The sequence below is a fragment of the Collinsella sp. AM36-4AA genome, assembly GCF_003467795.1.
Classification (GTDB): domain Bacteria; phylum Actinomycetota; class Coriobacteriia; order Coriobacteriales; family Coriobacteriaceae; genus Collinsella.
Genome location: NZ_QSHS01000017.1, coordinates 1 through 19,652, shown reverse-complemented (window position 1 = coordinate 19,652; position 19,652 = coordinate 1). Strand labels below are relative to the sequence as shown.

Sequence of the window (19,652 nt, the reverse complement as noted above, 5' to 3'; positions counted from 1 at the left end):
AAGGGATGAATATGGGCAAGGAGAAAATCGAGGAGAAGGACGTGCGGCTTCTGAGGTATGCCGTCGAGCAGGCGTTTGACGGGGCGATGAGGGACGGGGCATTGACACTGTTGAACCGTTTGGTCGATTCGGCTTCGGAAGCGGCAAATCTTGAGGAAGAGCTTCTGAACCTCAAGGGGGAGTACCAGAGGAGCATGGAGAACTCGAAGAGAGGGGCATTCAAACGCCTTCATGCTGCCTACAAGCGCAAATGCAGGCGAGAGAAGCGAATGGCGAAGGGGCAGATGCTTTGCGCAGACGGCAAGCCGGTCATGTTCGGTGAGACCCTTTACGGAGGGGACGGACGCGATTGGTTGATTGTCGGGATTGCCGGAGAGTGGTCGTATGACGTGTACGGGCTGCACGTCGCGCACGACGGGAAAAAAGAGAAGAAACCGCTTCGAGCGGAATGGCTTGTCCATGAGCTGACGGATGCCGGGAAGGAGGTTTAGGAAAAGGATGCTGCCAACAAAGAAGCGCTGTCCTAGGTGCGGGCGTGTGCTGCCAGCGGAAGCGTTCAACTTGGTTCGCGGCGGAAGGGAGCTTGCTGGGTGGTGCCGTGTGTGCAACCACCGCTATTATCTCGACCGCAAGGAAGCGGGATTCGGCAGGAAGAACCCGAGCGGGCGGAGGATTGCGCATGGAGGGTATACCGATGCGGTCGGCAGGTATATCGACCTCGGATAGGGAAAGGACGGGCATCCGGGAGGGTGCCCTTTTTTCGTGCAGGATATGCAGGATGTATGGAGTGTACGGTTCACCTGCTTGCTGGTATGCCGGTCTGCTATATTTATAGACAGCAAGGGGGACGGCAACCGAGCCGCCCCATGGCAGAAGGGACTTCAAGATGAAGAACGTCAGGGAGCTTGAGACCTATGGTGCAATCCTTATCGGCTGCGGGATTATGGCGTACACGCTCATGCTTGCGAGCGTGGATGCGCCGGTCTGGGCGACAATCGAGTTTGTTATGGGTACGCTCTTCATGGTGGTCGGCGTGTGGTGCGTCTACCTTGCGGGTATGGAGTACGACTACCAGATGGAAAAGCGCCGCTACCGTAACAAGAGGTAAGCACTAGCAGACCATAACCGCTATCGGGAGGAGTTCGGTCGGTAAAGGAGCTAGGGCATCCGGGAGGGTGCCCTTTTTCTTTGGCTTTTTGGGAGCCGCCCTGCGGGCGGCGTGAAGGCGCGGGGTCGTTGCGGGAACGGGGACTCGGGGGCGGCTTTCCCACCCTTCCAACAGCCTGCGGGTCGGGCTAGGAACCCTCCGGCCATTGAAAGCGCGGAAAAGCCTTCTACTTGGCGGAAACGGGGGACAGACCTGCCGGGGTTTCCAACATTCCGACAGGCTCCGGGTCAGTCTAGGAACCCTCCGCCCATCGGAATGTTGAAAACCCCTTCTTCTCGGGAAACCATAGGCCGCAGGCGCGGCAAAGCGGGGCACGCCGCAGCGGCTCGGTAGAGGGCGGGGAAAGGAGGGTCGGTGGCTCCGTGACGGGAGGTTGGCTTTTCTTGACACCCCACGGTTTCGCAGGGTCTCTCCGTGTCGCGGTCGCTTGCGCTCCCTCAGATTAGGGGCTGCTCGCCCCTAATGACCCGAGTTCCATGGAGAAGGCGTGGAGTCTCGCGTTGTGGAGTGTGCTGGTATGCCGCATAGCTATAATTACAGATAACAGCAAGGGGGACGGCACCGGAACCATCCCAAGGCAGAAAGGACGGAGCAAATGAAAAATATGGGATTCGGAACAAAACGGCGCTCCTGACAGCTTAGAGCTACAAATAAATAAGGAATACGCATGGAAATGCCCGGTATGCGGGTATCGCTGGACTAGAAGGCTCGGCAAGGAAAGGGACAGCAAGGGGTGTCCCGCTTGTCTTGGAAAGGTAGTTATCCCCGGTTGGACGGACTTGGCTACATGCAATCCCGATATTGCTGAGGAATGGGATTACGAGAGGAATGGCAACCTGACTCCATCGGATATCGTGTCAGGTAGCGCGAAGCGCGTCTGGTGGAAATGCCAGAAATGCGGTGGGGAATGGCAAGCTCCGCCAGTCAAGCGAAAGATAGGGAAGGGAAGCTGCCCGTACTGCGCCGGGAGAAAACTGAAAAAGGGGGTAAACGACCTTGCATCCCAGTACCCGGAGGTGGCACTCGATTATCTGCCGGAGCTGAATGGCGGCATACCTGCGGATGAGGTGATTATAAAGTATGGAACGAAAGTCATCTGGAAGTGTCACGTCTGCGGGCATGAATGGAAGAACGACGTTTATAACAGGACGCGGGCACCGAAGCCGTCTGGTTGCGTAAAGTGCCAACGACGGGCTAGTATCCCTCGCTATCGACAAATGGCAATTGAGAGGTTAGGAGCACTTGCGGAAACAAACCCCAACCTAGCGGCGGCGTGGGACTACGAGAAAAATGGCAACCTGACCCCATCGGATATTACGGCTAATTCAAATGGAACCTATTGGTTTCTTTGCAGAAGTTGCGGAGCGTCCTACAAGAGCTATCCGGGAGCAAAGGAGCCGCTGTGCATGGGCTGTATGCGCAAGGCCAGAGGAAGAAAAAACGGTAAGAAGGTGGTTTGTGTCGAAACGGGAACGGTATATGAAACCATCAGAGATGCTGGAATGCAAGTTGGGAAACATCCATCCTCGATATCCCACGCCATAAGCGACAGAAGAACATGCGCTGGATACCATTGGAAGTATTTGGACGAATGAATGAAGGCATCCGGGAGGGTGCCTTTCTTTTTGGACAGAATATGCAGGATATATGGAGTGTGCGGTTCACCGGCTTGCTGGTATGCCGGTCTGCTATATTTATAGGCAGCAAGAAGGGCTGACGGAAAGGACACCGGCATGGGCTACATCGAGAAGACCTACGGACGAAGTGAGAAGTTCCTCGCATTCAAGGTCTGCTTCTACGACACGCTCGTTCCGACTCGCGAATACAAAAGCGGGTACGCGGCGGACAGGTTCGCAAGGAAATGTGCGGCGCAGGGGCTTTGGTGCTCTCTCCACGGGCTTGCAGTTTCAGATGGTAGTTGCGAGTGGGTCGAGATTTCTGCCTGCTAGGCAAGAAGGGATTACAGACATGGATAAAGAAATCCGCTATTTCGTGAACGGGTACGAGATGCTTCTGTACCTGAGCGGGGACAGGGAAGAGCGCAAGTCGGTCGATTACTTCGAGCTTCAAGATTTCGAGAGCGAGGAGGAAGCAGTAGCCGCCGCCCGCGACTTCATCAGCGAGCACAAAAACGCCGTCAACGACCAAAAGCACGGCATCGGCTCTGTCACCTATTGGGTAGCCGTCGTTGAGCGTGCGGTGGAGGACGTGGTTGTTGGGGTGGCTTCCCTGCGACCGTGAAGACCGAATGGCCGCACGCGAGCGCCATCAACGGCATCTACCCAGAGGACGTGGCAGACCTGCCGACTATCGAGACAGCCATACCGCGACTGAGGGAAATCTTTGCAGGGGCAGACGAGGTTATCGGCTACAACGTCGGATTCGACCTCGGGTTCCTATCCGCCGTCGGGGTGCGCCCGAGGGAGGACGCACGCATCACGGACACCATGAACCTGTTCACGTGGTTCATGGGAAGGCGTTACAAGTTGGTGGATGCCGCCGACCACATCGGATACGAGTGGACGGGCAGGGCACACGGTTCGCTTGCCGACGCGCTCGCGACGCTTGCCGTGCAGCGATGGCTCGAACAATGGCTCGTAGCAGAGTAGATACGTGCTTAGGGCGTGTGAAGCATTGCTTTTCACACGCCCTTATCTTTGCAGCGCAAGTGTGTGCAATCTATGTGGTTATCTTGCTCTCTGGGTTGCTGGTATTCTGGTCTGCTATATTTATAGACAGCAAGGGACGAAAGTTTTCCCGGCAGGAGGATTCCAGAATCCTCCGCAAACACCATCGAGAGATTGGAAAGACAATGGCTATCAACCGAGTGACCATCATGGGCAACCTCACGCGCGATGCGGAGCTTCGCAAAAAGGGGGATGCCACGAGTGTCCTCACCTTCGGACTCGCCATCAACGAGAAGAAGAAGGACAGCGAGACCGGCGAATATGTCGATGCGCCGGTGTTTGTCGATTGCGCCCTGTTCGGTGCGCGAGCCGAAGCACTTGCTCCCTATCTCACCAAGGGGAAGAAGGTTTCGGTGGACGGAATGCACCTTCGTGGCGATTCAGTGCGGGAAATCCCCTTTATGCTCTTCGTCGGCCTGCTATTCGCGGTGACCGTCGGATGGTGGGTGTTTCTCACACTTACGGTTTCGGTCGTTTTCGGAAACGTGGCTGCTACGGTATTCGCCGTGTGCTCGGCACTTTCCGTCACCGTCTGTTACGGGCTTGTGCGCGCATCCGATTCCCGTGAGTAGCGTTTTTCAAACAGGACAGAAAGGACTTCTAACATGTACACGATTCTGATGCTCAACCAGAAGGGCGGAGTCGGCAAGACCACCATCGCGGACGAGCTTTCCTTTGCGCTTGAGCGTCGCGGCAAGACCGTGGCGTTCGTCACTACCGACCCGCAGGGCGGTTCCGTCCATGAGGTCTGCGATGACCCTGATTTCGCGGAGGAGTGCGATTTTCAGGTTGTCGATACGGCGGGCGTGCTCGTGGGCGGTGTGAACGATTGGTGCCGCGCGGCGAATCTCATCCTCGTACCCATGCTTCCGAGCACGCGCGACATGGAGCCGACGCTGAGAACGCTCGATATCGTGCGTGAGTCCGGCACTGGCGCAAAAGCGTATGTCATCGTCAACAACTTCTATGCCTACGGCACACTCGACCGTCAGCTCGTGGAGTACCTTGAGGGCGAGGAGGTTCCCATCATCGCGAAGATTCCCCGCGCCGTTGCCCTCTCACGTGCCGCAGCAGCCGGTGTGTCTGTGGCGGAGTACGACCCGAAGAGCCATGTGGTCGCCCCGATTGAGCTGCTTGCAGATTCGGTTCTGAACGAAGAGGAGAAGAACAATGGCTAACAAGACCACAGCGAACGCGTTCATGGCGAGCGCGCAGAAGTCCAAGCGCGAGATGGCGGATATCCAGAAGGAAGGTTCCGGCAAGCATGAGACGGACGAGGTGGAACTCAAGAAAATCAGTCTCCTCATCCCGGCTTGGCTCCACAAAGAAGCGCAACTCCACCGCGTCGAGACGGGGGAGAGCATGACCAAGCTCATCGTCCGACTGCTTGCCGAGGAGCTTGGTTAAGGGGATGGTGATGAAGGGATGGGCTTGATGGTAACGGAATCGGAAAAATCGAAGCACGACATGCTGCGTGCGATGCGGAAACACATACGCGAGAACGGCATCACAGACTTCACCGATTTTCAGGACTGGTGCGATGAGAACAACGACTGCTGGTCTCAGGCACTCGATAGCGGACTTTCGTCGGTTATCGAGAAATACATCGACGGGCGTTTTTATTAGAGAGGAAGTGGAGCCGGTAGATGGATTCACTTCGGAAAAAGGGATTGGAACATGAACCTAATCACCATGGTTCCCGCCACCGCGAGGTTTATCGCGCAGATGCGGGGGATGCGAAGGCACATCGTCGAGAACAATGTCACCGAGTTTGCGGTATTTCAGAATTGGTGCGATGAGAACAACGAGAGGTGGGCGGAAGCTCTTGACAGCGGATGCGCCATTGCTATCGAGAAGTTCATCGCCGACTGGAACGGTCGGGCGGATGCGAACCGTTGGAAACATGCGGCGCAGCCTGACGATAACATCTGGGACAACGAGTTGAAGTAGGAAGTAACGATGACCGAGAAAGAGAACCATCTGCCGAACCTTAGCAGCGAGGAGCGTGCCCATGCGCTAGAGCTTGCCATGCAGGCTCGCAGGCGCTATGCAGCACTCAAGGCTCGCGTGAAGTCCGGCGAGCTTACGTTCACGGATGCGATGGACGAGGAGGATGCGAAACGCATTTTGGTCACATCGCTTCTGCAAAGTGTTCCGGGTATCGGTGCGAGCAAGGCGGTAGTCATCATGCGACTGTACCGGATACCGAAAGGCAGGCGTGTCGGCGGACTCGGCATCCGGCAACGTGAAGCGCTGATTGCTCTGGAAAAGAACGGCTGGAAACTCGGCTCACTTGAACAGCGCAATTCGTGATGCATCCGAATTGGGAGCACTGGCGCGACTTAAAGGGAACCTGTCCCGTTTGCGGAAAGCCATCGCATGTCGGTGCGAGTATGAGGACCGGTAGATATTACTGGCTTCATGACGATTACGACATACGAGAGTATTACCGCGAACATGGCAAACATTCCAGTCTCGCTGAAATCAGTTTCGATGTGTTTCAGGAGATGACACGTTGCGCAAGGGAACATGGAATCGAACCGGTGGCTACGATTGGGGGTGCAGAAGCGGCAAGCAAGCGCGTGCGATGCATCGAAACCGGGAAGGAATACCGCAGCATCCAAGACGCAGCCGATGATGTTCAAAGAAGCAGAGCATCCCTTTCGTCCGCCATAAAGAGAAGCGGAACATGCGCAGGATGCCACTGGGCACTTGTATAGGGGCGGACAACCCCGATTGGTTCGAGTTAGAGCTTGCCGGTTGGCAGCAAGCAATCAAGTTGATGGAGGATGCAGTAAAGCTCGGAAAATGAGATTACGTCCATCGGTTTTCAATGGAATTGATTTCGTCTTCGCAGGCGATGGGAACCCGAGGTGGCGGCACCTCGGGTTCTTGGTTTCCGGGCAAGCCGGAAACCCCGCAGAAAAGGCATGGGAAAGGGTGCGGCGGCACCCCCTTTTCCATGCCTTTTCTGCTCTCGCACTGATAGAATATCAGTGCTCACCGGCCAAGGCCGCTCTTCGAGTTGCAAGATTTGGGAAGTGGGTACTCAAAGTCCACTAACATGGACTTTTCAACCCTCTTCCATCTTGCTCCCGAGCGGCTTTCGGAGCCTTGACGGGAGAGCGCTTTCGCTTGAGAAAACCGGTAATTTAGGATTCCCGGTTTTCTGTAGTCAGCAGAGCGACTATCCGATTTCGTGTCACTTACAAATGGCGGCGGCGCAATTTGCCTTAAGTGTTTTACGAATAATGGAAAGGAGAGAATTGCGAGATGCGTAATCGTGAGGTTCAAATAAAGTTTTACGCAACCGAGAAAGAGAGAGAGTCCATTCGCAGAAACGCGAAAAGAGCAGGAATGAAAATGGGCGAGTATGCCCGAGCGGTTTTGATTTCCGACGATGTTTCAATCAAGGTCATCGACACCGAGCCTTTGAAAAAGGCAGCGCACGAACTCGCGAAGCAGGGAACGAACCTAAACCAGTTCATGAAGTTCCTGAACACCTACGGCGTGAAAGTGTTCGACCCGGATGAAGCGAAACGTGTTTTGGAGAAAGAGGTCTCGACATTTTCTGAAATCATGGAAGCGCTCGCGGCGCTCCGAAGGGAAGCCGACAGGAACAATGTCCATCTGCAAATCGAGGATTTTAACAACCTCGATAACGAATGACAGGAGATATGGGAATGACTTACCACGCAATGTTTTCGCTTAACATCATGACGGGATTATTAGCGCTTGTTATTAGCGTAAGTCTATTCTGCAAATCCGTAGCAGAAGCGAAAGAATGGAAAAGGAAGTTTGGAGAAAGAAACTGGGATTACCTTTATCGAGCTCTCATTGCGTTGGTCGCAATCGCTACATCCGGTTACGCCATTTTCATTCTCTTTGAAATGCGATAACGGGTTTTGATTCTCTGATTTGCGAGGGTACGAAAATGACGGAATGCAATCGTAAAAATCGGCTTTTGGGAAAGAGCATCCGAAAGATACGGATGCGCCGGAACATGACGCAACGAGAATTGGCGAATGCTATCGACGGAATCAGCGAGCCTAAACGTAGAAGAAAGGTTCGTTGCACGGAAACCGGCGTTGTTTATGAAAGCATAAAGGACGCGGCGGAGAGAACAAAGATATCGCCGAACGGTATCGGTTCAGCTGCATCCGGGATGGCCGGTGGCTACCACTGGGAATATGCCGATGACTGATTCGGAGTGGTTACATTACCGTGACCTGAAATCACGGTGCCCTGCTTGCAAGCGCCCGGCGCATATCGCGAAGAGGGATGGAACCTTCTATTTCGTCGATGACGAATACAACCCGTTTGTCATGCACGCTCCGGTGAAAACGACGGAAGCGGTATTCCGATTTTTCGCGAACGGTTACCGTCGCGAACATGGGACGGAGCCGAAGGTCACAGGGAATCGGAAACTGTCGGAAAGCGATATTCTTTCCGGCATGGGTGCAGTGTCCGTGAAAATAGATTCATGAAAGCAGGAGGAGCGATGGCAATGGCCGATTGTGAAGGCGAGAAGACGATTCACTATGAGGAGGACGGTTGGAGCGTAACGCTCACGAGATACGTGAGCATGGAACTCGGTGAGACCGTTGCATCTTGGGTTGAGTTTCCGAACGGGTGGTATCTTCATTCGGACGATGCCGATGCCGAGTTCACGCAAGATGGGGCAAAGACGTATCTGCAACGCTTGAAATCCGTCTGGATGGAATCGCCGTTTTGGGATAGCGTGAAAGCAATGGAGGAAAAACCGCAATGACAAGACCTGTTATCTGCGTTGAGACCGGGGGTGCTACTGGGATATCGAAGATGCGGCGCGGGCATACCGATGTACGTCCGGGTATATCCGAAACGGTATGGCACTTGAGTATCCGGTGCGCGGGTTTCATTTCAAAAGGGAATGAGGGGAGGAATTGCATTGACCATCATCAAGCAGACCGGTGTGCAGAGTTCCGGTCACATGAAGAACCTGCGCGGTTATATCAACGATGACCGAAAGGTGATTCTACGCGACAGTCTGAACATGGACGGCTGTACGAACCCGAAGCGCTGGGCGCACCACATGTGGATGACGCGGGAAGCCTACGGGCACAACAAAGCGGCAAGGAGAGTCCGGGATAAGAAGACTGGGGAGCTTAAGGAAGCGAAGAACACGATTCTGTTTCACCAGATTCTCGGGTTCAATCCCGACGAGTGTGATTTAAACGGTGGGCGGCTCTCACCGGAAGAGTGCATGAGGTATGCCAAGGAGTACGTGGGAAAGCATTACCCGAACCAGCAGATAGTGTTGGCGCTTCACAACGAATACTGTAAGGCGGACAAGACCCATCGCTATGCCGTCCATATCGTCATCAACCGTACCGACCTCTCTACGGGCAAGCGGCTCGATGAGGGGCGGGGAAAAAGCGCCAAGGTGAAACGCGCCAGCCGCATCCGCGACCTCGACCGCGAGTGGGGGTTGAAACAGGTCGTGGAGGGCGAGCGCAATTCCTCCGTCCACAAAAAGCAGCCGTCCCGTATCGAGAAGGAACTTGCGGCACGCGGCATCGACTCCTATAAGACGAACTTGCGAGAGCTGTGCCGTATCGCCGCCGGGGAAGCGGAGAACATCTATGATTACCGCGAGCTTTTGGAATCATGGGGCGTTGACACGGAGTTCAAGAGGGGGCGCATGTACGTTACCGACACGGACAACAACCGCTATGCCTTCTCCGTGGCGAAGCTCGATGCAGACCTCGGAACGAAGGGGTTGGAAGCTGCGTTTAAGGCGAATGTGGCGAAATCCATCCATGCGGAAGGAAGCGCAGCCGTTGCGGAGAAGAGGAATATCGAGCAGCAAAAGGCGATGGTAACGGAAACGAAGGAGAGGTACCTTGCACAAATCCGAAGCGTCTACCAGAAGTACCGCAAGGAGATACGTGGCATGGAGGGCATGGAAATCGTGGATATCCCCAAGCTGAAACTCCCGCGTCCCGATTCGGATATCGCGGACGATTCGGAGGTCAAGCGCCTGATTCTCGCCTGTTGGCGCGGAGCCGACGAACTCAGGGCGGAAGTATCCTCGACGGTCATGCCGAAAGGGAAGAAGAACGGCGGAAACGCCGGGAGCGGCGGTTCCCAGCGGGCGCAACAGGCACCTACGCAGGAACGCCCGGAACCGAACAAGGAGAACGGCGAGCGTTAATTAAAAAGCGGCGCGGGCGGGATATTCCGCTTGCGCCGCTATACGGGTGTGTGAGAATCGGCATAAAAGCGCCCGCCGTTCCCTTAATGTCGCACATCAGGGAGCAGCGGGCTAAAGCAAGAAAGTTTCTCCACGAAGGAAGAAAACGCGTTCAGTTTACCTCACTATGCGTTCGCGTCAAGCTGACGCTTGAGATTTGACACCTTCAACCACTGGAGAAGGAAGGCAATGGGCGCGAATGCAGCCGGGATGGAAAGAAGAAGTGTCGCTATGAGGAGCAGTCCGAGAGCGTTACCCCACACGAACAGCTTTGAGCGCTTGATTGCACGCCATGCAGCGATGTAGCCAGCCGGTACCGTGCCGACGTAAAACCCGGTAAAGGCTGTTGCAGCCAGCAGGACGGGAACGAGTGCAATGATTCCAATTGCACCTGTCTGAGTTATCAGGGCAGGGGAATTAACGAGAAGCAAAAGGAAAACAACTATCGCCGTTATCGTCCCGACGATATAGAGGAACTTCTTCATCAAATCGAAGACTCGTTTTTCCTCATCATATTCGGCGCGAATTGCCATGGTGTTGTCTTGGTATATCGGGTGTTGGTAAGTTCGCATGTTATGACCTTCTTTCTAATGTCAATTCTAATAAGTCTGTTAGTTTGCATGACGGACGAATTACCGACCGTTCCATGTAAACAGATATAGGTTTACGAGTCTATCTTACTATATTGCTGGGTTGCTTTCAAGCTGGTTTGTTGTCCTATTTGTGCGGGATATATGGAGTATCGTCTTGAAGATTTATCTGGTTTGGTGGTATGATATATTACCAGTAATCAAGCTAGCCGTAAGAAAGGAGATACCATGGCGGGTAAGCCACAGGCAGAGAAAGCCGTTGAGCGTTTCCCGGAACTCGGGTGTTTCGCGGTTGCGGTGCGCCGCATCGTGTACGAGAAGGGGATGACGCTCGACAACGCCATCAAGAAAAGCGGAATCAGCAAATCCGCTTGGTTTGCCGGAATGGCCGGAAGCGGGGGAAAGCCGACGCGTCTGCCGAGTCTTGCGTCCTTTTTCGCTATCGCGGACGGTCTCGGAATCACGCCCGAGGAGCTAATTGCCGCGATGCGGAAGGAAGCCGAAGTGCGTGAGAAGAGCAATGGAGAGAGGGCTGAGAACGATGAGTAGGATTTTCATCACCATTGGGAGCGCTCACTCGAAAGCCGCAAATGTAAACCCCGTGGACGGCATCTGGTGTTCCGACTGCGGATGGGCTGGGCGCGTCGAGGAGGATATGACGGATTCTGAGGAGAGCGAGGAGCCGCTGTTCGAGGAGTTTTCCGAATATGTCCCGAAGTTCTGCCCGAACTGCGGGGTGAACCTGCGTGAACCCTAGAGGTGTCCAGACAAAGGGACACCTGATGCGATAGGCTGTCCTTATCCGATAGAAAAGACCGGCAAGGTCGAGGAGAGAGATGGAAAAGGAACGTTTTCTTGTCGAGGTGACGGTGAAGGGCGAGAAGGATTGGAAGGCGATACACATGTGTGGGAGCATGGCGGATGCCGTGCCGGTCGCGGATGCGGTACACAACCTCTCCTATCTGCTCGACACGCCCATCGCTATCCGCGTGCGCGAGAAGAGGGGCAAGGGTTTGGAGGACTGACGGATGGAAAGGAGCGAAGATTACATGGCAAAGCATTTTAGCGAAGTGAAGAGGGAACTTGAGCAGTCGGACGGGCATATGGCCGGTATCGGCCAGCAGCTTAAGCTCTCCGAGGAAGCGAGGGATGCCAGAAACGCCGGACGAAGGCTTGAGGATGAGAACGACGAGACCGACCTCATCGGAACCGTGAAGAAGCTGGAAGACCTTATCGCCGAGCAGCGCCGGAGCAACGAACGCATCGCAAGGGAGATGCGCGGCATGGTTTCGGAAATGAAGGATGTGCTCGAAAAGGTCGAGGAGCTGAGAAACGGCGCGGCGGACGCGCAGCATCAGGCGAATCAGATGGCACTCATGGGAGTTGCGAACGCCCAGCAGAAGGCGGGAGAGATGACCATAAAGAACGTCGAAGAGGTGACCGCAAGGAGCAGGAAGGTCATCGACTCGATGGTAGAGGAATCCAAGAGACGCATTGAGCGGCTTTCGATGGTGACGCTTCCAGACAGACTGTTCTACTACAGCAAATGGATGGCGGTTATCCTTGTTCTCATCATCCTCGTGCATGTCCTATGGGGTATGTTGGTGTAGAGACCTACCGGTAATATGGATAGATAGAGAGCAAGAAAACTTCTTATGAGACAGAAAGGACTGACAGAAATGAAGAAAGACAGCAATATGTTTAACGACAACAGCATCGAGACTGAGGGTATCCCGGCGGACAAGACTGCCGAAATCCCGAAGGTCGTGGGTTCGACGGAGGAGGAGAATGCTAAGAAGCCGCTCGTGCTCTTCGGGCGCGAGTTCTCCCGTAAGCAGGTCTGCGTGGCTGGTGCGGGAATCCTCTGTGCGGCGCTTCTCATCGGCGGCGGGGCTTACGCCATCTCACATGCCAGTTGGACGGGAGATTCCAATGCCCCTGCGGTGTCCCAGTCAAAGGACGATGAGAAGCAGGACATGGTACTTACCCTTGAGGTAAAGGCTGACGGCTGGGATGCGGACACATCCACGCCCGTCATCGCGCATATCGAGGGAGCGGACGGCGAGGTGGACTTCTACACCGCTATCGACGCGAATAAACAGGTGACTGTGAAGGTTGGCAAGTCCGGCACCTATACCGTCACATTCATTTCACCGGTGAACGCCGACGGTTCCATCTATAAGGTGTCATCGAAGAAGGTTACCGCCGGGAAGGCCGACAAGAAGACGGCCAGCACGGGTGTGACTTTCAACAAGGTGGATGCGGATAAGGTGACGAAGGATGACCTGACCGCCATCGCCAAGGATGTTGCAGCAGCCGTGAAGAAGGGCGATTCTACTCTGACCGGAGACAAGGGTGCCGAGGTCGTGAAGAAGTTCGAGGACAACATCAAGAAGAACCCGAATGCCGATACGGATGCCGTCGAGAAGGAGACCGAGAAGGCTGAGGAGACCGCCAAGGAGGACAAGTCCGATGCGAAGACACCGGAGACCTCCGATAGCAAGAAAGATGATGGGAAGGCCACAGGCAGCTCCGATAACTCTGGAAACAAGAGCAATTCATCCTCCAAGAAAGACGAGGGAAAATCCGATAGCAAGCCGAATGGTGGCAACAGCAGCAACTCCGGCTCGAACACCAATTCAGGCAGCTCATCGAAAAAGGATGACACCCCGGCGCATCAGCACAACTGGGTAGCCCAGACAAAGACCGTCCATCACGACGCTCAGTACAAGACCGTCCACCATGACGCGGTGACGCATCAGGTATGGCATGACCCGGTAACGGAGGAACACTATATCTGCAACCAGTGCGGTGCGGATATTACGTCAGACCCATGGGGACATATTAACAACTCTCTTATGAATGGTGGTAATTGCGGAAGCTATCACTCTACCTATGTGACTGTAAAGCAAGGGTATTATGAAACTGTGACCGACAAAGCAGCATGGGACGAGCAAGTGCTGGTGAGCAAGGCATGGGACGAGACCGTGACCACCGGGTACAAGTGCTCTTCCTGCGGTGCCACGAAGTAACTAGAAAGAGCAAGGCAATCGTCTATTTCAGGCAAGGAAAGCCCCGACCAAATGGCCGGGGCTTTTTCTAATGCGCCTTGTTCAGGTCTTTCGGTGGTTCCGACCCGTTCCGTTTCGATAGCTCTGCGGTCGCACTCTTCATATCACCGATTTCGGAACCGAAGAAATCCGGCTCTTCAAGCCCAAGCGAATGGGTGGGAACCGGAACGATGATGCCACTGGAACCCTTGATATAGGAGAGGGCATCGTGGCGTTCGCCGACCTCGGTGAGCGATGCGGCGAGAAGGGAGTCCTTGAACCAAGGATATCTCTGTTGCAATTCCTCCATGACGGCCATTGCCCTGTCAATCGCCATTACCGTTTTCGACTCATACCCGGAAAACTGGGTGTGGACGAATCCGTTGCGTTCCATGAAAATGCGGATAAGCGTCCAAGCGCCGCGCCAAGCATTCGGCCTGATGGAGCCGTAATTCTCACTGAGCGCAGCCATTCCCAAGTCGAAGTGAAGCTCCTTGCGGGTGTCGGGGCGGAGGGGAAGTGATAGTTGCATCCCATTCTCAAGAAACTCCTTCACATCGTAGCTTTCACCGATTTCCGTGAAGGTGGCCGCTTTCACGCATTTTTGGAACCAAGGAAACTTGTACATCATCTCATCTATGGTGCCATAAGCACGCTGATAGGACATGACGATATTTTCTGCCGATTCATATCCAGAATATTGCGGCTTCTCAAAGCTATGGGATTCCAGAAAGTCCTGAATATCTGACCATGCATTCCTTTTACCGGTATAGAAGCGTTTAACAGACTCGTTGTCTAGGTCGAAGTGAAATGCTTTCCTATCAAGTTCCATCTGGAATCCTAAGTACGAATGCGACTAGTCGTAAATGCGTTTCGGGCTGATATCCCGGATTACCTGTAGGTAGTCTTCGCCCTCCGGTTCATTCATATCCTCATAGGTACGCCAAGACTTAATGTTCTGCATGACCCAAGGCTGTTTAGAAAGGGCGGCGCAAACAGGACACTGCGCTCCGAACTGCACCTTGCGGTTCTTTGCCTGCCAAGTACCAAGTCCGATGCGGACGTTACCCATTTGCTCCGCATATTTTCCCACACAGTCGTAGAGGTCATCTACGTTGTAGCCGTTCCTTTTTGCCTTCTCCTCATCGAACTCGATGGTGAAGCGCCAAGGTTTCTTTTCCATTTCTGCCATACCTATCGTCCTTTCTGCCAGATGGCTGTTATCATATGTTACCATTATACTATAATGCCAGTATTACGGCAATACGTTAATTGAACGCATGTTCCTCTTTCGGCGCGGGCACACGGCTACAGGACGGCAGCAAGGGCAGGTTCCGGCATCTCGCTTTCCGGCTGGTGTTCGGATGCGCTTGCCATATCATGACTCTCTCCGGCGAGCGACACCTCCTCTTCCAGTTCCGGTGCGTCAATCTCAATGTTCTTTCCCAGTTCCTCCTCGTAACGCTCCATGATGAAGGTGTCCGCATGGTCGGCTTTCGATGCGGCTTTGAAGAGATAAGAAGGGTCGTTTTCCAATGCATTCATCCAAGATTGCAGATAGGAGACGTGGTTCTCGTAGAACTCGCCCTCCAAATCGGTGCTCTGAATACCGAGGTCTGCGGAAAGGAAAAGGCTTCCAAGCTCCGCGACCAGCTCTTCCTCAGCATAGGAAGGGCTTCCGAAGCGGGTGTCGAGTTCACGGGCGAGGGCGGAAGGGTGTCCAGTGGAGTGGGTCATCTCATGCAGCAGGACGCGGGTGAACGCTTCGTCCGAGCGGAAGGTCTCTCGCGGGGCGATGACGATGCGGTCTGTGGCCGGAGAGTAGGCGGCACTTCCGAGGTAGCTGCTGCTCTCGATGACTGGGCATCTGGAAGATTCTTCAAGGTTCTGGGCGATGATGGCTGTCCGGTCATTCTGGTGGACGGGGGAGTTTTCAGGCGGGATGCCCTCGATATCTTCCGCATTGAAGACGTTCCAATAGCCGACGAGCTTCGGATAGCGTCCCGCAAGCTCCTTCTCACCGGTATCCTCGTTTTCCTTGTAGAAGGAGAACTGTTTCCATTTCTCGATGAGCGCGGACTTGGCACCTTTTTTCACATGCCAACCGGCATCCTTTATCTGGTTGAAGGTAGCCCACCGGTTGTCTGTGTAGCCGCGCATGAATCCGATGAAGCCAAGATGCACACGGTTTCCGCCCTGATACACGGTGCCGGAGACGGGGTTGTGCGGTGTTAGGGAGGGCAGGTACGGTTCTGCCCAACGAAGCCCGTCGCGCTTCATGTCCTCGATGATTTTCTCAACGACCGCTTGACGCTGGTTCTCAATAATCTCCGTAGGAGTCTGCTTCTGCTTAGATTTCATCATGGTCTCCTTTCCGGGAAAGCTCATTGAAATTATACGATAGCTGCCGCTTTTCCGACATGTTCTAAGAAAACGACCCCACAGAATCGCATCTGCGGGGTCTTGACGGTGCGTTTGTAGCGTGGGTGCGAACGGATTGAAACCTGCCCTTATTCGGCATCAGAGCCAGTCTGACGGGATTCGGTCGAAACAGTTTCCGTTTGCGCTTGTTTTTGGTCGATACTGGTGGTCACGACCGTCCGCTCGTTCTGCTTCCAGAAGTTATAGGAGCAGGAGACGAGGGAGATGACCTGATTCGGTTCGGAATCGGTATCGGTATCGGAATCGGTATCGAGTACCATGGCGGCAGATTCCCGCGAGGAATCATACCAACTTCGGAAATCCGATTCACCGGCAAACGCCGTCCGTTTGGTCGGTTCCCATCCCTTCACGATGTTCGCGAAGCGCACGGTGTAGCGCATCTTCTTTTCCGGTGTCTGGATGAGTACCTTGGCGTGCTCTGATGCGAAAGTTTTATCGCTGTAGTTCTGGATGTTTCCGAAACAGGTGATGGCACCACCGATACGCAGGCTGTGTCCGAGGATGACGGCATTCGGACTTTGAAAGCCCTCCTTCTCGCATTCTGCGTCGAGATAGAGCGCACCCAAGGGGTTGTAGTTCCGGTAGATATCGTGATGCAGGTAGTAATCCGGGTCAGATGCGTGGGCTTGCAGGATGGGATGGTTGATATCCGTCCCCGGCACGGTTATCCATCCGATAACATCCCCGTTCACACTCTTCCAGTAATCCCAATCAACAGTAGGGAACTCGGATTCCCGACCCCCTGCGCTTTCCGTGGCGGTTTCCTGCGGCGTGCCGTTTGGTGACGGTGATGGACTTGCGTCCTGATAGAAATGAAGCAGCACGCCGAAAAGGATGGCAGCGACGGTCAGGAAGACCGCCGCTGCCGCAAAGGCCGCACGGGATTTCCGGTTATGATTTCCCAATCTGGCCATCTGAATTACTTGGCGGCATCCGATGTGGCCTGCGGGGCATCCTTCGTCGCTCCGCAGGTGGTGCAGACCAGCTTGTCGATGACCGTCTCATCGTAAGCCGGGGTGTCGGTGACCTGTTTGTCATAGCCCTCGCTCACCATGACCTCATCGGTGATGGGGACGTTGGTGGAGTAGCCGGAGTGACCGGTCTGCTTGATGTGCTCATCGGCCTTGCCGTCGATGACCTGCTTGCACTCATTGCAAACGGTATGGTAGGTAGTTAGGTTCTGGTAGACGGGTGCCACGTGCTCCGTGTGTGTCACAGCGTCATGGTGGACGGTCTTGTAGGTGATAGACCAGTCATGGGTGTGGGACTGTTCCTTGCTATCGGAACCGCTTTCCTTGGAATCTTCTACCTGCACGGATTCGGACTTGGAGCCTGCACCGGTTTGATGGCTGATGCCGTAGTAGGCACCGCCGCCGATGAGTGCGACGAGCGCAAGGCCGCAAATGACGGCGATGACTTTTCGGCTATGCGGCTTCTTCTCGCTTTCCGGGTTTGCCTGCATGTTGTTCCCGTCCGTAGGCACTTCGGCGGAATCTCCGTCGTTCATCTCGATATCGTTCTCTTTATCGTCCTTCATGGGTGTATCCCCCTTTCAAATTAAAAGGAAGGCAGGGTGCCGGAGAGCTGGCACCCTGCCGGTTTCAGGCGTTACGGGCACTAGGCTTCGGTGTTGTCCTCTGCACTCTCGTCCGCATCGCCCTTGGCGGTCTTGCGGCTCTTGATGCCGTAAGCGGTCGCGCAGCCTGCGGCAATCAGGAGGATGCCGATGGCGATGGCGATGTTCGTCATGTCAACGCCGGTCTTTCCGTAGGTGGAGCCTGCCGGGGTCGAGGTGACGGTCACGGACTGTCCCTCATCGTTGATATCCTTGTGCTCCGCTACGGTAACGTCCGTGGCCTTGCCGTCGATATCACTCTGCTTGGTCAGCTCCTCGAAGACAACCAGTGTATGACCGTCGAGGGAAGTTGCATCGAACTCGCCGAGGTCGATGGAGACCGTGCCGCTCTCGCTGTTCGGCGTGAACTTGAGTTCGGCGGTCACTCCCTTGTCGGCAACCTTCAAAGGCTCGCCGGTCTTCTTATCCATGAGCGTGGCATGGAGCGTGTACTCCTTGCCGGGGATAAGACCCTCATACTTCACCTCGTCGGTGATGACGGCATCCTTGCCAGCCATCAGCTCATGGTCACCGTCGGACTTGTCGGTCGCGGTGGTACCGATGGTGCTCGGGGCGAGCTTCACCGTCTGTCCCTCGTTGTCCTTATTGCATTCGCTCGCGACGATGGAAACGGGAGTCTCATCGGAAGCGTTCTCGATACTGCCCTTGAACATGACCTCGAAGACCACGAGGTTCTTGGTCTCGCCGGACAGGCGGTCGATAACGTCGTTGGAGTTGAAGGTGTAGTCCATGTCGATGGAACCGGACTCCTTCTCAGGGGTGAACTCCGCCGTCTTGTAGACAAGGCAGGAGAGGAGGTCTTTGTTTTCCTCGGCATACGCCTTCACCTTGGCGAGGTCAATGGAAGCGGTCGGGAGCTTCTTTGCGTTCGACCAGTCGATACCGTTATCGGTGACCTCGACCTCATCGGCCTTGTAGGTCTCCTCGATATTACGGACGGAGCCTGTGCCGTTACCCTCCTGACCGGTGAGCTTCCAAGTGCCGTCCTCCTGCTCGGTGAGAGTCTGGGTGTCGGTCTTGACAGTCCAAGTGCCGTCCTCCTGCTCGGTGCGCTCGGAAGCATCATAGGTGTAGGAACCTTCTGCGTTCTTCACAGTGGCGGCACCGTTGCCCCAGTCCTTGCCCTTGACCTTGATGGAGTAGGTGTTCGACTGGAAGCCGAGCAGGTTCATCAGACCGGAAGTGAACTTGGTGAGGTCATCCTCGGTGTACTTCTTCGCGCCTTCGCCAGTCAGCACGGGAAGGCCGGTCTTTGCATCCATCAGGATACCGGCCATGGTGTAAGCCTTGCCGGTAAGCACATGGTCGTAGGAAACCTCGTCGGTGACGGTGGACTCGGCATCGGCGATGACGGTCTTGTCACCATCGAGCTTGTCCATGGCCGTGGTACCAATCTTGGAGGTGTGCATGGTGACTGTCTGGTCTTCATCCTCGATATCGCTATGGGAAGCAATCTCCTTGCCCTTGTAGGACAGGGACTCGAACGCGACCACCGGCGTGTTGTCTTTCAGGAGCGACCCATCGAAGGTGAAGGTCACATCGACGGTGCCGTAGGTGTCATCGGGAACGAACTCGGTCTCAGCGGTGACGGGGTTGCCGTCGGCATCGAGGAGCTCCTTCTTCGCGACCTTGCCGTCCTTGTCGGTGACCTTCTCGTAGAGGGTGCCGGAAACCTTGTAGGTCTTGCCGGGGGTCACGTTCTTGTACTTCACGGTATCGACCACTGAAACCTCGGTATCGGAAACGACGGTCTGATTGCCGTCGAAACCATCCTTGGCGGTGGTACCGACTTCGGGTTTCGTGATGGTGACGGTTTGGGACTTGTCCTCGATATCGGCATGGCT

General features: G+C 54.9%; 28 protein-coding genes and 1 pseudogene. 22 read left to right on the top strand and 7 right to left on the bottom strand.

Annotated features, from left to right (window positions below):
* The first annotated feature begins 11 nt into the window (after positions 1-11).
* From DW850_RS06435 to DW850_RS06345, 18 genes and pseudogenes are all read left to right on the top strand, one after another.
* A complete protein-coding gene (locus tag DW850_RS06435) occupies positions 12-491 on the top strand; it encodes a hypothetical protein (RefSeq protein WP_117786585.1) in 480 nt (159 codons plus the stop codon).
* 395 nt (positions 492-886) lie between these two features.
* Entirely contained in the window at positions 887-1,108 is a 222-nt protein-coding gene (locus DW850_RS06430) for a hypothetical protein (RefSeq protein WP_055168026.1), read from the top strand.
* A 662-nt stretch (positions 1,109-1,770) separates the two neighbouring features.
* Positions 1,771-1,902: pseudogene (locus DW850_RS10510) on the top strand (zinc-ribbon domain-containing protein); the annotation flags it as partial.
* A 45-nt stretch (positions 1,903-1,947) separates the two neighbouring features.
* The gene (locus tag DW850_RS06420; protein WP_117786584.1) at positions 1,948-2,763 is read left to right on the top strand and encodes a zinc-ribbon domain-containing protein; all 816 of its coding nucleotides are present in this window, start codon (positions 1,948-1,950) and stop codon (positions 2,761-2,763) included.
* Positions 2,764-2,901: 138 nt separating this feature from the next.
* On the top strand, positions 2,902-3,117 hold the full coding sequence (locus DW850_RS06415; RefSeq protein WP_117786583.1) for a hypothetical protein: 216 nt from the start codon (positions 2,902-2,904) through the stop codon (positions 3,115-3,117).
* A 19-nt stretch (positions 3,118-3,136) separates the two neighbouring features.
* The gene (locus DW850_RS06410; RefSeq protein ID WP_117786582.1) at positions 3,137-3,409 is read left to right on the top strand and encodes a hypothetical protein; all 273 of its coding nucleotides are present in this window, start codon (positions 3,137-3,139) and stop codon (positions 3,407-3,409) included.
* Positions 3,406-3,777, top strand: coding sequence for a 3'-5' exonuclease (locus tag DW850_RS06405; RefSeq protein ID WP_117786581.1), 372 nt, complete (start codon positions 3,406-3,408; stop codon positions 3,775-3,777). Before DW850_RS06410 ends, DW850_RS06405 begins: the two co-directional genes overlap by 4 nt.
* Before the next feature lie 203 nt (positions 3,778-3,980).
* Positions 3,981-4,427, top strand: coding sequence for a single-stranded DNA-binding protein (locus DW850_RS06400; RefSeq protein WP_158565237.1), 447 nt, complete (start codon positions 3,981-3,983; stop codon positions 4,425-4,427).
* A 33-nt stretch (positions 4,428-4,460) separates the two neighbouring features.
* A complete protein-coding gene (locus tag DW850_RS06395) occupies positions 4,461-5,033 on the top strand; it encodes a ParA family protein (RefSeq protein ID WP_117527829.1) in 573 nt (190 codons plus the stop codon).
* Positions 5,026-5,262 carry a hypothetical protein gene (locus DW850_RS06390; protein WP_055158124.1) on the top strand — a complete coding sequence of 79 codons (237 nt, stop codon included), beginning with the start codon at positions 5,026-5,028 and terminating at the stop codon, positions 5,260-5,262. The genes DW850_RS06395 and DW850_RS06390 overlap by 8 nt, the downstream gene beginning before the upstream one ends.
* Before the next feature lie 27 nt (positions 5,263-5,289).
* Positions 5,290-5,481, top strand: coding sequence for a hypothetical protein (locus DW850_RS06385; RefSeq protein ID WP_147344049.1), 192 nt, complete (start codon positions 5,290-5,292; stop codon positions 5,479-5,481).
* A 51-nt stretch (positions 5,482-5,532) separates the two neighbouring features.
* A complete protein-coding gene (locus DW850_RS06380; protein WP_117527833.1) occupies positions 5,533-5,805 on the top strand; it encodes a hypothetical protein in 273 nt (90 codons plus the stop codon).
* Positions 5,806-5,814: 9 nt separating this feature from the next.
* Positions 5,815-6,168 carry an integration host factor, actinobacterial type gene (gene mihF, locus DW850_RS06375; RefSeq protein WP_117786579.1) on the top strand — a complete coding sequence of 118 codons (354 nt, stop codon included), beginning with the start codon at positions 5,815-5,817 and terminating at the stop codon, positions 6,166-6,168.
* Between the two features lie 960 nt (positions 6,169-7,128).
* Complete coding sequence (locus DW850_RS06370) at positions 7,129-7,524, top strand: hypothetical protein (RefSeq protein WP_117786578.1); 396 nt, start codon at positions 7,129-7,131, stop codon at positions 7,522-7,524.
* A 265-nt stretch (positions 7,525-7,789) separates the two neighbouring features.
* Positions 7,790-8,059, top strand: a complete 270-nt coding sequence (locus DW850_RS10290; protein ID WP_118383018.1) for a hypothetical protein — start codon at positions 7,790-7,792, stop codon at positions 8,057-8,059.
* Entirely contained in the window at positions 8,052-8,342 is a 291-nt protein-coding gene (locus DW850_RS10415) for a hypothetical protein (protein ID WP_117786576.1), read from the top strand. Before DW850_RS10290 ends, DW850_RS10415 begins: the two co-directional genes overlap by 8 nt.
* A gap of 14 nt (positions 8,343-8,356) precedes the next feature.
* The gene (locus tag DW850_RS06350; RefSeq protein WP_117786575.1) at positions 8,357-8,626 is read left to right on the top strand and encodes a hypothetical protein; all 270 of its coding nucleotides are present in this window, start codon (positions 8,357-8,359) and stop codon (positions 8,624-8,626) included.
* Between the two features lie 159 nt (positions 8,627-8,785).
* Entirely contained in the window at positions 8,786-10,051 is a 1,266-nt protein-coding gene (locus DW850_RS06345) for a relaxase/mobilization nuclease domain-containing protein (protein WP_158565236.1), read from the top strand.
* 164 nt (positions 10,052-10,215) lie between these two features.
* Here the strand turns inward: DW850_RS06345 and DW850_RS06340 are convergent, their stop codons facing one another.
* Positions 10,216-10,623: a hypothetical protein gene (locus DW850_RS06340; protein WP_147349599.1), complete on the bottom strand. Its 408-nt coding sequence runs from the start codon at positions 10,621-10,623 to the stop codon at positions 10,216-10,218.
* A gap of 285 nt (positions 10,624-10,908) precedes the next feature.
* Between DW850_RS06340 and DW850_RS06335 the strand changes: the two genes are divergently transcribed.
* The 4 genes from DW850_RS06335 (at position 10,909) to DW850_RS06315 (ending at position 13,712) form a co-directional block, all read left to right on the top strand.
* On the top strand, positions 10,909-11,229 hold the full coding sequence (locus tag DW850_RS06335; RefSeq protein ID WP_055168065.1) for a helix-turn-helix transcriptional regulator: 321 nt from the start codon (positions 10,909-10,911) through the stop codon (positions 11,227-11,229).
* A gap of 287 nt (positions 11,230-11,516) precedes the next feature.
* A complete protein-coding gene (locus DW850_RS06325; RefSeq protein ID WP_117786573.1) occupies positions 11,517-11,705 on the top strand; it encodes a hypothetical protein in 189 nt (62 codons plus the stop codon).
* Between the two features lie 24 nt (positions 11,706-11,729).
* Complete coding sequence (locus DW850_RS06320) at positions 11,730-12,290, top strand: hypothetical protein (protein ID WP_117786572.1); 561 nt, start codon at positions 11,730-11,732, stop codon at positions 12,288-12,290.
* A 69-nt stretch (positions 12,291-12,359) separates the two neighbouring features.
* Positions 12,360-13,712, top strand: a complete 1,353-nt coding sequence (locus tag DW850_RS06315) for a hypothetical protein (RefSeq protein WP_117786571.1) — start codon at positions 12,360-12,362, stop codon at positions 13,710-13,712.
* Between the two features lie 67 nt (positions 13,713-13,779).
* Here the strand turns inward: DW850_RS06315 and DW850_RS06310 are convergent, their stop codons facing one another.
* The 6 genes from DW850_RS06310 to DW850_RS10180 form a co-directional block, all read right to left on the bottom strand.
* Positions 13,780-14,562 (bottom strand): hypothetical protein, encoded by a 783-nt coding sequence (locus DW850_RS06310; protein WP_117786570.1) that lies wholly within the window; start codon positions 14,560-14,562, stop codon positions 13,780-13,782.
* A 24-nt stretch (positions 14,563-14,586) separates the two neighbouring features.
* Positions 14,587-14,922, bottom strand: coding sequence for a hypothetical protein (locus DW850_RS06305; protein WP_117786569.1), 336 nt, complete (start codon positions 14,920-14,922; stop codon positions 14,587-14,589).
* A gap of 116 nt (positions 14,923-15,038) precedes the next feature.
* Positions 15,039-16,091 carry an ArdC family protein gene (locus DW850_RS06300; RefSeq protein ID WP_158565235.1) on the bottom strand — a complete coding sequence of 351 codons (1,053 nt, stop codon included), beginning with the start codon at positions 16,089-16,091 and terminating at the stop codon, positions 15,039-15,041.
* 149 nt (positions 16,092-16,240) lie between these two features.
* Positions 16,241-17,086: a class B sortase gene (locus DW850_RS06295; protein WP_117786567.1), complete on the bottom strand. Its 846-nt coding sequence runs from the start codon at positions 17,084-17,086 to the stop codon at positions 16,241-16,243.
* A gap of 5 nt (positions 17,087-17,091) precedes the next feature.
* Positions 17,092-17,709, bottom strand: coding sequence for a hypothetical protein (locus DW850_RS06290; protein ID WP_117786566.1), 618 nt, complete (start codon positions 17,707-17,709; stop codon positions 17,092-17,094).
* A gap of 80 nt (positions 17,710-17,789) precedes the next feature.
* On the bottom strand, positions 17,790-19,652 hold a 1,863-nt coding region (locus DW850_RS10180), incomplete at its 5' end, for a VaFE repeat-containing surface-anchored protein (RefSeq protein WP_158565234.1).